This window comes from Acetobacter tropicalis (assembly GCF_001580915.1).
GTDB classification, from domain to species: domain Bacteria; phylum Pseudomonadota; class Alphaproteobacteria; order Acetobacterales; family Acetobacteraceae; genus Acetobacter; species Acetobacter tropicalis.
Genome location: NZ_LHZQ01000155.1, coordinates 1 through 13,070, shown reverse-complemented (window position 1 = coordinate 13,070; position 13,070 = coordinate 1). Strand labels below are relative to the sequence as shown.

14 protein-coding genes are annotated in these 13,070 nt (G+C 53.0%); 8 read left to right on the top strand and 6 right to left on the bottom strand.

What is annotated here, in order from left to right; translation table 11 throughout:
- From AD944_RS17215 to trpS, 7 genes are all read left to right on the top strand, one after another.
- Window positions 1–182: hypothetical protein (locus AD944_RS17215; protein ID WP_211263324.1), on the top strand; the 182-nt coding region annotated here is incomplete at its 5' end.
- Window positions 164–763, top strand: coding sequence for a hypothetical protein (locus tag AD944_RS02530; RefSeq protein WP_045543637.1), 600 nt, complete (start codon window positions 164–166; stop codon window positions 761–763). The genes AD944_RS17215 and AD944_RS02530, both read left to right, overlap by 19 nt.
- A 134-nt stretch (window positions 764–897) precedes the next feature.
- Window positions 898–2,112: a 23S rRNA (adenine(2503)-C(2))-methyltransferase RlmN gene (rlmN, locus tag AD944_RS02525; RefSeq protein ID WP_006560074.1), complete on the top strand. Its 1,215-nt coding sequence runs from the start codon at window positions 898–900 to the stop codon at window positions 2,110–2,112.
- 113 nt (window positions 2,113–2,225) lie between these two features.
- Window positions 2,226–3,467: an argininosuccinate synthase gene (locus tag AD944_RS02520; protein ID WP_006560073.1), complete on the top strand. Its 1,242-nt coding sequence runs from the start codon at window positions 2,226–2,228 to the stop codon at window positions 3,465–3,467.
- 44 nt (window positions 3,468–3,511) lie between these two features.
- Window positions 3,512–4,003, top strand: coding sequence for an FKBP-type peptidyl-prolyl cis-trans isomerase (locus AD944_RS02515; protein WP_035378641.1), 492 nt, complete (start codon window positions 3,512–3,514; stop codon window positions 4,001–4,003).
- 60 nt (window positions 4,004–4,063) lie between these two features.
- Complete coding sequence (locus tag AD944_RS02510; protein ID WP_035378639.1) at window positions 4,064–4,534, top strand: c-type cytochrome; 471 nt, start codon at window positions 4,064–4,066, stop codon at window positions 4,532–4,534.
- 34 nt (window positions 4,535–4,568) lie between these two features.
- Window positions 4,569–5,564, top strand: a complete 996-nt coding sequence (gene trpS, locus AD944_RS02505) for a tryptophan--tRNA ligase (RefSeq protein ID WP_045543638.1) — start codon at window positions 4,569–4,571, stop codon at window positions 5,562–5,564.
- Between the two features lie 200 nt (window positions 5,565–5,764).
- On the opposite strand, the gene AD944_RS02500 is transcribed toward trpS, so the two are convergent.
- The gene (locus tag AD944_RS02500) at window positions 5,765–6,496 is read right to left on the bottom strand and encodes a YoaK family protein (RefSeq protein WP_045543639.1); all 732 of its coding nucleotides are present in this window, start codon (window positions 6,494–6,496) and stop codon (window positions 5,765–5,767) included.
- A 38-nt stretch (window positions 6,497–6,534) separates the two neighbouring features.
- Window positions 6,535–6,993, bottom strand: a complete 459-nt coding sequence (locus tag AD944_RS02495) for an MliC family protein (RefSeq protein ID WP_045543687.1) — start codon at window positions 6,991–6,993, stop codon at window positions 6,535–6,537.
- Window positions 6,994–7,151: 158 nt separating this feature from the next.
- Between AD944_RS02495 and AD944_RS02490 the strand changes: the two genes are divergently transcribed.
- On the top strand, window positions 7,152–7,805 hold the full coding sequence (locus AD944_RS02490; RefSeq protein ID WP_052427296.1) for a DUF1826 domain-containing protein: 654 nt from the start codon (window positions 7,152–7,154) through the stop codon (window positions 7,803–7,805).
- Window positions 7,806–7,981: 176 nt separating this feature from the next.
- Here AD944_RS02490 and AD944_RS02485 read toward each other — a convergent pair whose 3' ends face one another.
- The 4 genes from AD944_RS02485 to AD944_RS02470 form a co-directional block, all read right to left on the bottom strand.
- On the bottom strand, window positions 7,982–9,913 hold the full coding sequence (locus tag AD944_RS02485; protein WP_052427297.1) for an FUSC family protein: 1,932 nt from the start codon (window positions 9,911–9,913) through the stop codon (window positions 7,982–7,984).
- Window positions 9,914–10,023: 110 nt separating this feature from the next.
- Entirely contained in the window at window positions 10,024–10,926 is a 903-nt protein-coding gene (locus AD944_RS02480; RefSeq protein WP_045543640.1) for a LysR family transcriptional regulator, read from the bottom strand.
- A gap of 35 nt (window positions 10,927–10,961) precedes the next feature.
- Window positions 10,962–11,888 (bottom strand): DUF4232 domain-containing protein, encoded by a 927-nt coding sequence (locus AD944_RS16625; protein ID WP_169794948.1) that lies wholly within the window; start codon window positions 11,886–11,888, stop codon window positions 10,962–10,964.
- A gap of 174 nt (window positions 11,889–12,062) precedes the next feature.
- A complete protein-coding gene (locus tag AD944_RS02470) occupies window positions 12,063–12,395 on the bottom strand; it encodes an acyl-CoA thioesterase (protein ID WP_045543692.1) in 333 nt (110 codons plus the stop codon).
- Between the last annotated feature and the right edge of the window lie 675 nt (window positions 12,396–13,070).

Sequence of the window (13,070 nt, the reverse complement as noted above, 5' to 3'; positions counted from 1 at the left end):
ACATATCAAGCCTTTATTCGCTTACCTATGCCAGCCCCATTTCATTTTACATAAAACCGATTTTATATCGCCTCATGCTCTTTCTGCATGGCTATTCTTCTCCTTTTTTGCCACAATTTTATGAGAGCTTAGCTTTCTCAGCAAAAAAGGATCTGTTTTATTTATGCGTAAATTCATCATGATGCTCGGTGTCACAACCAGCCTGTTCGGCATCACTGATGTTGTTCAGGCTGCGCCCGTTCCCTATCACGCAGCAGTTGCGCACAATGACAGCATTCTGGCCACAAGCAGCCCCCTTCTGCGCGATTACGAACAGGATGGTTTAATCCTGCAGGATGAACCTGAGGCAGAAACCCTCGTTATTACGGCAGACCCGGCTACCCTGCACGCGCGGGCGCTCCCATCTGATGGCACCAACCGGTATCGGATCGCTATGCGGGATGTGCTTTCGGCAGCGGCCTCCTACGCTTATCTCTTCTTCGGTCAGCATCCGGACGCAGACAGACTGTCGGTGGTCGCCAACATTCAGTCAGACAGCCCTGCGCCTGCCAGTTCGGAGGGAGACGCACCGGAGCCTGCGCTGACTTTTGATATTCCACGCCCGACTTTTCCAATTTCTCCGGATAGCAAGCCGGATGCGTACTCCGCGCAGACCATCAGCCTGATCATGGATGAAATCGATCCTGCCAAAACGCACGTAGCTTCCTGGCTGCGCGCTGATCTGCAGGACCAACCTCACGCAGCAAACAGCGGGCAGAACTGACTGACCTGCCATAGGGAAGCAGCAAGCCTTTGCTGTTTCGGTTAAAAACAGTCTATAATATGGAGAAGGTCCGGTGCCCGCCGGGCCTTTTTCTGTTATAAGTTCATCATCCCCCTCCCATTACGGCGTTATGTATGTCTCTCGTTTCTTCAGGTTCTCACCCCAAAACTCATGATGCCGAAGCCGCGGCTTCTCTGAATGCGGAGGAACGGGCACGCATTCTGGCCAAGGCTGCGTTATTCAGCCCCCCAGAAGCCAGACTGGCAGACGGACGCCGAGACCTCGTTGGCCTCTCCCGCGACGAAATTACAGAAATTCTTCTGGAAATCGGGGAAAAGCCGTTCCGGACCAAGCAGCTCTGGCACTGGATCTATCATCAGGGAGTGACAGATTTTTCCCGGATGAGCAGCATCGCCAAGCCTTTGCAGCAAAAGCTGGCGGAGCAGTTCATTATTGGTCGGCCAGACGCGGCCATGGTCCAGACGTCCACCGATGAAACACGAAAATTCCTCTTCCGCTTTCGGGATGGGCAGGAAGCGGAAACTGTTTACATTCCTGACCGTAGGGAAGATCGTGGTGCTGTCTGCATCTCCTCGCAGGTAGGGTGCACCCTCTCCTGCACGTTCTGCCATACTGGCACCCAGAAACTGGTTCGTAACCTGGGCGCTGCGGAAATTGTGGGGCAGTTCATGGCTGCGCGGGATTCCTACAGTGAATGGCCCAGCCCCAAAGGCGAGACGCCGCGCCTGCTTTCCACCATTGTTCTTATGGGCATGGGAGAGCCGCTCTATAATTACGAGAACATCGCCAAAGCCATGAAAATCATCATGGATGGAGAGGGAATTGGCCTGTCACGCCGCCGCATTACCCTTTCCACATCCGGCGTTGTGCCCCTGATGGATCGCTGCGGGGACGAACTGGGAATCAATCTGGCCGTCTCCCTGCATGCTGTCAGGAATGACCTGCGAGACCAGATTGTACCGCTCAACCGTAAATATCCGATTGAAGAGGTTCTCGCCGCCTGCCGCCGCTATCCGGCAGCCAGCAATGCGCGCCGCATCACATTTGAATACATCATGCTGCGTGGCGTGAATGACAGTGAAGCCGATGCACGTGAACTGGTACGGCTGATTTCAGGTATTCCCGCCAAAGTGAACCTGATCCCGTTCAATCCCTGGCCGGGCAGTGACTACCGCCCCTCCACGCGGGAACAGCAGAACAAGTTCGCGGATATCATCATGGATGCCGGATTTGCGTCTCCTATTCGTACACCTCGGGGGCGCGATATTCTAGCGGCCTGTGGGCAGTTGAAAACTGAAAGCGAACGCGTGCGCGCAGCGCAGGGCTGATTTTTCTGCTTCTTCTTACCCAGATACGAGCTTGGCCTCTGGTTCCCCTGCCCTGCTGATGCTAGGAAGCAGGGCGAAACATTCTTGTCTTACTTACTCAGGAGATCACTCCCATGGGCGCACCTGCCGCCAGAAAAGATGTCAAAAAAGTTGTGCTGGCCTATTCAGGCGGCCTGGACACATCTGTCATCCTGCGCTGGCTGCAGAAGACCTATGGTTGTGAAGTTGTCACCTTCACCGCTGATCTGGGTCAGGGAGAAGAACTGGAACCGGCGCGCAAAAAGGCCGAAATGTTCGGTGTGAAGGAAATCTTTGTCGAAGATCTGCGTGAGACCTTCGTGAAGGATTTCGTGTTCCCGATGTTCCGGGCCAACACCCTGTATGAAGGCCAGTATCTGCTGGGCACCTCCATTGCCCGCCCTCTGATCGCCCAGCGCCAGATTGAAATCGCCCGTCAGGTCGGTGCAGATGCTGTCGCCCACGGTGCCACAGGCAAAGGGAACGATCAGGTTCGTTTTGAACTGGCCTATTACGCCCTGCAGCCCGACATCACGGTGATCGCTCCGTGGCGTGAGTGGGATCTGACCTCCCGCACCCGGCTGCTGTCTTTTGCCGAAGAAAACCAGATCCCTATTGCCAAGGACAAGCGTGGAGAAGCGCCGTTCTCGGTGGATGCCAATCTGCTACACTCTTCTTCTGAAGGAAAACTGCTGGAAGATCCGGCAGTTGGACCAGAAGAAATTGTGTTCCAGCGCACCATCTCTCCAGAAGCAGCGCCCGACAAAGCTACGGAAATCACAATTGATTTCGTCAGCGGTGATCCGGTTGCCATCAATGGTGAAGCCATGTCTCCAGCCACGCTGCTGACAAAGCTGAACGAGTTGGGCAAAGCCAATGGCATTGGCCGCCTTGATCTGGTGGAAAACCGCTTTGTGGGCATGAAGTCCCGCGGGATTTATGAAACCCCCGGCGGCACCATCCTGCTGACGGCCCACCGCAGCATTGAATCCATCACACTGGACCGCGAGGCCATGCACCTCAAGGACAGCCTGATGCCGCGTTATGCTGCCATTCTTTACAACGGGCTGTGGTTCTCCCCGGAACGCCGCATGCTGCAGGCTCTGATTGATGCCTCCCAGCATTCCGTATCGGGCCGTGTCCGCCTGAAACTGTATAAGGGCAATGTTATCTGCGTAGGGCGTGAAAGCCCGAACAGCCTGTATGATACCCGCGTTGTCACGTTTGAAGATGACGAAGGTGCCTACAACCAGGCAGACGCACAGGGCTTCATCAAACTGAACGCGCTACGTCTGCGGTTGGGTGCTCAGATCGGACGTAAGGGCGGCGCGCTTTAAGGGCGCGACGTCACCGCCATTCTTTTCAGATTGTCGAGAGGGTCATGACCAGTCGTTTCAAACTTACTCCTTACCTGCTTGCGGCCGGCATGGCCGTCTCTCTTGCTGCGTGCGGTTCACATAAGGAAGCGGAACCTGAACTGACCCCAGCCCAGCAGATGGACAAACTCCGCTCTCAGCCCGGTGTGACCGTGCTGAAGGATGGCCTGGCCTACAAGGTGTTGAAATCCGGCCCCAAGGACGGCGAACAGCCGCGCCCGGGAGACGTGATGATGCTGATCTATGAAGGCCGCCTGCCAGATGGGTCCATTTTTGACAGTTCCGAACAGCATGGCGATGGCGCTTACATGCAGATGCCCTTGCAGGGTCTGGTGAAAGGCTGGATGGAAGCCCTTCCCATGATGCATGTGGGTGACACCTGGATGCTCTACGTACCGCCCGAACTCGGGTATGGCCACAAGGCCATGGGGATTATCCCGGCAGACAGCCCGCTTATTTTCCGTATCCAGTTGCTGGGCGTTGATCACGCTCATTAATCCGGAAACGGCCTGAACCGGTTCTGTCATGCGCAGAACCGGTAGGACAGGTTTCAGACCATGATGTCTTTTCATAGCACGCGGTCCGCCTTTCTGGCGATTGGTGCTCTTTCCCTTCTTCTTGGCGGCTGTTCGCCCAAAAGCCCGAAAAATCTTTACGGCAGCAACTGCGGTATTTGCCATCATAGCGGTGACGGCATGCCCGGCTCCGTTCCACCGCTGGTCGGGCGCTTAGACCGCATTGCCAGCACGGCAGAAGGCCGTAAATATCTTGCTGATGTGCTCATGAATGGTGTTAGCGGACCAATCATGGCCAATGGCATGCCTTATGAAGCAGAAATGCCCCCCTTCCGTTACCTTAAAGATGATGAGGTTGCGCAGATCCTCTCCTGGCTTTCTGCCCGCGGCTCAACGCAGCCTGCCCCTGTTATGACCAAAGAGGATATCGCCGCCGCTCGTGCTGTGCGAAAATCTGCGGGAATGGTGGCGGAAGAACGGGAAAATCTGAACAAGCTCTCTCCTATCCCCTAATTTCTCCTGGCTCACGATCACAGTGGTAAAGCATATGCAACGCATCTTTTCTGGCATTCAGCCGTCCGGCATTCCGCAGCTTGGTAACTATCTGGGCGCTATCCGGAACTGGGTTAACCTACAGGCCGACCATGAGTGCGTGTTCTGTCTGGTAGATATGCACGCTATTACTGTGTGGCAGGAACCGGAAAAACTGCGGCACCAAACCCTTACGCAGGCCGCCATTCTCCTAGCGTCCGGCATTGATGCGGAAAAACACATCCTGTTCAATCAATCCGCTGTGTCGGCTCATGCACGGCTGGCGTGGATTTTCAACTGTGTCACCCGCTTGGGCTGGCTCAACCGCATGACACAGTTCAAGGATAAAGCAGGCAAGGACCGGGAAAATCATTCCGCCGGTCTATACGTTTATCCCAGTCTGATGGCTGCCGACATTCTGGCTTACAAGGCAACCCGCGTGCCTGTTGGTGAAGATCAGAAACAGCATCTGGAACTGACCAACGATATCGCTCAGAAATTCAACCATGATTATGGGGTCTCCTTCTTCCCGGAAGTAGAAGCCCTTATTCCTCCTGCTGCGGCACGCGTCATGAGCCTGCGGGATGGAACCAAGAAAATGTCCAAATCAGATCCTTCCGCCCAGAGTCGGATTGAGATGACGGACGACGCAGATGCCATCGCACTCAAGATCCGCCGCGCAAAAACCGATGCGGACGTTCTGCCTGAAGATCCCGCACAGCTTGAAAACCGGCCGGAAGCCAAAAATCTGGTCACAATCTATGCTGCCCTTTCGGACATCAGCATTACGGACGTTCTGGCAAAACATGCAGGCGAAGGTTTTGGCCCCTTCAAGCAGGCTCTAACAGACGTTGTGGTGAATGCTATTGCGCCCATCGCACAGGAAACCAAACGCCTGATGCAAAATGAAGACCATCTGCTCTCTGTCCTGCGCTCAGGGGCATCACGCGCCCAAGCCATTGCGGAACCTATTGTCTCCGAAGCTGAAAAAATAGTCGGCTTTGTAAAATAAAAACAGAGAGGGCAAAACAACATCGTTAGATGTTTTGCCCTCTCTCAAAAAATAGTCACCCTCCCACTCTCAGTCGAGGTAAAGGCAAACGTCTGCACATGAAGGCAGATAAAAATATGTTGGCTTATCGTCATTAGCTTCAAATCATCTCAGCTCAATCATACGCTTTCAAAATCTGGAAAAATGGCTTCCTGTTTAGGTTAGGAGTCATTCGGTTTCTCTGCGGTAGACGTCACAAAAATACCGGGCAGCGCAAGACATCCAAGTATACAGGCTATGGTGAGCAAAAAGCCTTTCTGCCAGTGCAAATACCCTAAGGCGCCAATACCACTTCCAAAAATAAAACAGGCAATAATCAGGCTGTGAAGTCTCAGACGCTGGAGCATTCTGATATGCTTTTCCGCCTCTTCACTTTTCGCAAATGTTTCCAGCCAGTTTGCCAGTTCTATCCCCAAGTCTGTGAGCATACCTGTTACATGGGTAGTTCGCACCACAGCTCCAGAAACACGGGTCACGGTCGCATTTTGCATCCCCATCAAGAAACTCAGGATGGCAGGTGATACAATGCTCTGGCCTGACGGTACCCCATAAAACATTTTAGCCAGCGCCAGCGCTGCCAGAATAATCGCCTCTATCAGAATACTATAAGCATAAACGCCAGCAGCTCCACGCCGATGGCCCACGTTTACCATGACGGCGGAAAGCATGGCTCCAAACAGGAAACACACCACCAAAGCCCCCGAAACGAAGGCAACCTTGATGTCTCCATTTACAAAATTAGCCGCCAAAGCAGACACGTTGCCGGTCATATTGGCGCAATAATATCCAGCACTCAGAAAACCAAAGGCATTTATGGCCCCGGCAATAGCCGACAAAGAACTTCCAAGCTGGCGGTCCTGCAAAAATGTGCGACCGCTTTTTTCCAGAAGCATCCCCGCTCTTCCTCCTTTTTTATACAGGAAGTCTCCACTTATCGAACAGGTTCATCTGTTCCAGTATGGAGAGGTGCCACTTCTTTACAGAGAAGTTGTGCCGTTACGTCCTTTCGGTCTTCAGAGAAAAAAGCCTCCGTGCCTTTGCTCCACCACACAAACCGATCGGCAACGTATTTGGCTCCAGAGCCCGAAATAACATTGGTGAAAACGAGTGTCTGACCTTCAACCGGCAGCACCGCCAGACTGGTTGCACCTGCATTGAGGTATGTTACCAAAAAATCACCTTTCGGCAGCTTCTGCCGTAAGTCACGCGCCCCCTTACAACGGTAAAACGTCTTCTGTTCCTGCACGCTGACAGCAGGAGCCAAAGGAATATGGAGGGATGACTGAGGCGGCGGTATCTGATCCTGCGCTTTGGCGTCCATTGCCATAACCATGACAGATAGAACACTTCCCGCTACCGCCGCGTGCCACGACCATATGGCTTTTTGCATCAGAATTTCCCTTCTTTCCGGCTCACTTTTTTTCACTCTATCCCTTTTCTCTTCTCCTTCAAAAACACTTCCTATCGCGGCTTAAGCTTCCTCTCTTGCATTTCTCGCGTTCACCTCATAATAATGTAACTTTATAACATTACATTTCAGGGTTCTCCATGCCTTCTCTCCTTTGCCCAACCAGACTGTCGCTGCTGCAAAACGCTCTGGATGACACGCACTCAGGCAATGAACCCATATCGATTATTGCACGCACCCTTCCAGAATCACTTGAAGGGGCCATTAACGTTATGATTGAGGAAGGACCACAGCTTCTACTGGCCAAAGGCACGCCAGAAAGCCTGCATTCCCTCCTATCTCCTTACATTCCCCGTAACGCGCAGCCTTTGCTTGAAGATGCCTTGAAGCTTGTCCACATCTACCAGAAAGCAAGTGGCCTTAATGCTGTGCGGTTTAGGCTGGAGCAGATCAACACAGATTCCTGCCGAAAATTCCATACCGATCACGTAACGCTCCGGCTGCTTTGCACTTATTACGGACGAGGAACACAATGGCTACCAACAGCAGCAAGGCAGACTGATCTTTCGCAATTGGCCCATAATACTCCAACGGAAGTCCATCACATTCCTACCGGGCACATAGCCCTGCTTCAGGGAAACAGATGGCCGCGCACCAACGGTCAAGGAGTGGTTCATCGGTCCCCTCCCGTCTCTCATCTGCCGATGCCAGAACGCTTACGCCTGCTTTTGACGGTTGATGAACCAACAGCCTGTGGCATGGGTGATGAGCATAACCCCACCATTCGTCCGTAACTCGGCCAGGAAAGAGGATTAGGAAAAGCAATCAAACCTTTTCCTCCCGGAAGACGCTGCCTGTTCTCCTCCTCATTCAGACAGCCTCTATCAAGGTTACTCTTTTTCGGCTTTCAAATTCGGTCATGGCTTCTTTTCTACCGAGCTTTCAGCCACCCCACGCCTCTGAACTTTGTTCAGAGTGAAGCACCTTCAACAGCAATTATTTTCAACATGACCTGCACCTTTTCCAGCTCATCCTGAACATATGGCCCGCTAGCATTACGTTGCTGGCGGATCACCCAGTTCTGCATCTGGTGGTTCCAAAAATCAGTTCGTGGGTCTCCCTGAGCCCATTTCCGCAGGAACAGATGCAAGGGCCGTCTGACCGCAAGAGGAAGTTTCTTATCCTGAGCGGCATTTCTTATGGCGATCAAACCCATACCCATACTAGCCTGGCGCAACTGATTTTGCATGTAAGTCAAACGGAGAGATGCCGGAACAGCCTGAGCATTTCTAAGAATGCGCACAAGACTGTCTGAACTTTCAGCCAGCCATTGCTGAACGGTCATTCTGTTTCCCGGCCCCGCCAGCGCCCTCAGGCGCTTTTGCCGCCATTGCTCTGTGCGCCGCATATGAGAATCAACCCGAAACGGCAAAACTATCCGATATGTCCAGCCAACAAACAGAACAGCTAATAGAAAGCACAGCGCTCCGTTGAAAAAGGTTTGTTCATCATAACGGCCATCATTACGAGGACCGAGCAGCACCGGAAAAAACATATTAAAAGAAAACGCATAACCCGCCGTAGCGGCATGGCGCGCTGCCAGTCCCCCTACCGTCATGGGGACCATAATCACCATCAACAGCATTTCCGGTGTTGTCACTTTTGGCAGAACCAGCAGTGTGTAAACCCCCGCCACACCAGCACACCAACACGCCCCCTTGAAGAAAGAGGCAGACGCCACAATCGGATTTTCACGCGTTGCCAGAAGACCATAAACAAGCGCCACAAAAGACACAAAACCTGCGCCAGACGGCCAGGCCGTTACCTCCCAGACCAACCAGCTTCCCAGAATACCTGCGCAGGCCCGTATGCCGTTTTCCACGGATTCAAGCGCATGCCTGCGTGATGACATATGAAAGCGGAAATGATCTCCCCTTATGGGATGTTCAGCCGCCAGAATATGCGCCCGTGCCCTGTCATAATCAGCCATCAGCGCTCCTGGCACGGGTTCATCAGCCTCACAGCACTCCATCCTCCCCAGCAGGGAAAGGCTGCGCGCCCGAGCCAACATGACCATCATGCATGAAAGCGCCGCCCGCGCATGGTCGGCAATATGCGTGCGCCCTCCTATTTCCAGCGCATCAAACTCTATACGGCTATTTGCATAAACCAGTGTTGTCAGGACCTGCGCATGCGCCTGAGCATCGGCTTTCCCGGCCATCAGGTCCTGCACCAACCCGGTAACCGCCGTTAATGCTCCCTCAAGCCGCGTATCCAGATTTTTCCTCGCCTGCTCCTGTATATAGGGTAAAAACAGCATGGCCAGTACGGCCTCACACACCACCCCAAGAACAATGTAGGTTCCACGCGCAATCGCGACGTTAAATACATCATCAGGTCGGGCAATAGCGCCTGTGGCCACAATGGCAGATGTAAAACCGGTTAGGACAAGGCCATAGGCCCGATAACTTTCCAGAAAAGTTGCCCAACCACAGCAAAAACCAATCCAGAACGCCAAGACGCAAAAGAACAGGCCGGGTGCCTGCGGAAACGCGGCAATCAGCCCAATAGCCACCACGCCACCCAGCACCGTGCCCGCAATACGCCAGCGTGCCTTGGAAAGGCTTTCCCCGCGAGAAGACTGCGCCACCACCCAGACAGTCAGAGGGGCCCATTGCGGACTATCCAGTTCCATCCACATGGCAATCAGCAGGGACAGCCCTGCAGCCAGTGAGGACCGAACGGCAAATGTGACATCCCCAATGGAAGGGGCCAGCAACCACTGCAACTTACGCAGCCATTGCTCCTCCATCCGGGCAGAAAACCGCAGCGTTCTGGCGCCAAGGACGGAGGCTGAAAAGGATCGTCCCCCAAGCCTTCCCTGCTCTTTGGCGCTGCGCATGGCGTTTCCTCATTTTGAAAAAAGCGGACCATGCAAAACGCATGGATAAACGTCCAAGCGTTTGTTGTAATCAGTTCATAAGCAGAAGTTATAATACTCCCTTAACCAGATCAGAATGTGTAAACGTCATCCAACTTCAGGGAGTGCACAACACCCCATATCCGTTCCAGAACGGCGCTCCCATTTGAATGGTCCAGTTTCACCAGCCCGACCTCTGGAGAAACAGAAGGGCCAATATGGCGTATCTGCAAACCTTCTGGCCCTACCCGTTCAGGCAAAGCTGTAACCGGCAAAATGCTGGCTAAACGGCCTGACAGTAACTCCGCATGGAGCAGTTCCAATGCGTTGGTTTCCAATAGAATGATGGGGGTTACACCAGCTTCTCGGAACCCAGCATCCACCAACTGGCGGCTCCGCATTTCCGTGGTAAATAGGCAGAGTGGCACTGTAGAAATATCTTTCCATTTTATTGTCTTGGGCGCTGGCAAAGGCATGGATTTTGCCGCCGCCAGCACGTGCTCTTCCACATACAATGTATGCGTCTCAAAAGGGCTATCTGCTGGAACCTGATCCAGATACATCAGGCCAAGCTGCAATGTGTGCTCACGCAACAGATGAACAATGTCTCTGCTGGAACAGATTTTTACTTCAACATGCAGGGCGGGCACCACCGCCCGAAAACGCTCCAGCAATACCGGCACAACCTGACTCGCTGCCGGAATAACCCCAATGACGAGCGATCCACCAGCCATATCCTGCGCAAGGGCAGCTTCCTGCCGTAAACCGTCTAGGGCGGCCAACGTCTGGCGTGCCCACGCCAGCACCCGCTCCCCTTCCGCTGTCAGACCAAAAAACCGGCGGTTTCTCTGGATGATGGTAATACCCAACTCTGCTTCCAACTGCCGAATACCCGCCGAAAGCGCAGGTTGAGAAACCCCACAGGCTTCCGCCGCGCGGGAAAAATGATGAAAGCGGTCAAGCGCGAGCAGATAGGTCAATTGCCGAAGAAACACGATTAAACCCTCACCAGAGAATCCTCTCCCCCCTTCTACGGCGCAGCCTTCGCGGAGCTCAATGGTGCCTGTTCGAATTCCGCATTCTTATGGGCGGGGGCGCACAAATGAGCCTGCACAGGAACACGCGCGATCTGCCGTCCATTATCCCATTTCACCTGAAGAGCCGTAGCCGTCATACAATTATGGCTGTCATCATACACATCGCCGGAGACCCACCGCAGGGCAGTATGCACCTCGCCTCCCTCCGGGAGCGTCATGGCTGCCTTACCTTGCGGCTGGCCGTTCTTTATAGCCGAAGCGGTAGCGCCGTCTTTCTGACGGACAGCCGGCAAACGGTTCCCTGCATTGTCCTGAAGTTCCACCACCGGATAAGCCGGAACAGAACAAGGGGTGCCCCCCGCATTCTTCAACGTGACCATCGTTCCGGAATGGGACATTCCATTAAAAGCCCCATTCTGATCATCAACAGTAAGGTATAACTCTTTTGCCTTACAAACCGGCTGACTTGCTGAAACATCAGCAGCCTTACTTACCGGGGTCACATCAAACCGTACAACCTTAGCTGTTTTTGGGTTAAGATGGCAGGCCCACGTAAATGGAACCCACTGCATGGGGTCTTTTTTCAGACTGAACTGCCCACGTCCGGTCAGAAGGTCCGGACCAACAAAAACCTGACTCTCAGGTTGGTCATCCTGTAGGAAAAACCGTCGTCCTGAGCCTCTTTTTTTTAATACAGCCCGCGCCGCATCCTGACACAGGAAGGTTGTCATTTTCCATACAGCACTTTGGCTTTCTATGGCTGCGCGCTCCTGAGCGTTCCGTACAGCATCAATACTGTTTTGAATAACGCGTTTTTCCGCAGCGGAAGGAGCGACCTCTTTACTTCCCCCCTCCGTCTCTGCATACGCACTCCCGGCACATAGAAAGCCGGTAATAAGAGCCGAAGAAAGAAGATGCATGATTTTGTTCATGCCCCCATGCTGCCTCCAGCCTGCCTGTATTACAAGCCAAAACGCTTATATCACTAGACCTTACTGCCTTTCCTGCCCGTAGCACGCAGGGCTCCTGGTATCGGATACTCTCCGGCGTTGCCTAAGCGTTCTGACCTATAAAAAATGCCAAAACGTAGGGCTTTATTTGTCAACAGCGCACGGTTTGCCGTCATCATCCAACGCCACAAAAATGAATTTTCCCTGCGTGACTTTCTGCCGGATGGCGGTGCGCCGTATTCTGCGAATTGCCTCAACCTCAATTGTCATGGATGTGCGGCCAACCTTGAGAATACGGGTATAAACGTTCAATTCATCCCCCACCGCCATGGGGCGATGAAACACAAGCCCGTCTATCGCAACCGTGGCACATTTGCGCCCGGCCCTGTCTTCAGCCGTTGTGCTGGCGGCCAGATCCATATGCGCAGCAACCCATCCACCAAAGACATCTCCTGCAGCATTGGTATCCCGTCGCATCGCCACAACGCGGACAGCAAGGTTATCGTCATGTACCCAGTAACTCTGCTCGCCACCATCCACTGAAAACAATCCTTCTTTTCTTCTTATCCAGAATGCAGCATGTTCGCTTCTGCTACTGGGATAATGCAACTCTTGCGACAGCATTTTATAAAATTATGGCTCTTTCACGCAGGAGTGACATCTTTCTTTCCTCACTCCACCCAATAAATCGTTTTTATCGATCAAAACAAACAGCCGATCAGCATGTTTTAGATTGCAATCCCGACCTTGGACGAACCACAAACACGCCCTACACGTCATAAGCCCATGTTTTCTGGAACTTTGCCTCCCTGATCGTGAGAAAAATATTTTCATCGCCACGCATTCAATATAACTATTTGAAAATATTATATTTAATATAAAAATCCGCCGGAAATCTGTTTTTTGGAAAACCCCAAGCGGCGCTTTAACTGGTATTTTCTCATCCTCCCTCCATTGGGAGCGTCAACACATATCATTGCCAGCTTTCCCCATAAGCATTATGGCGTAAAAAAGACACAAATGACCGATCGTTCATTCCGATGAAAAAGAGATAAACGCCTTTCTGTTCTCAACGCACCAGACCAAAAAGCAGCGGACCATGAGCACTCAGCCAACCACCCCCTCTCAGCCAGCCCCCTCCCCTGCAGCACC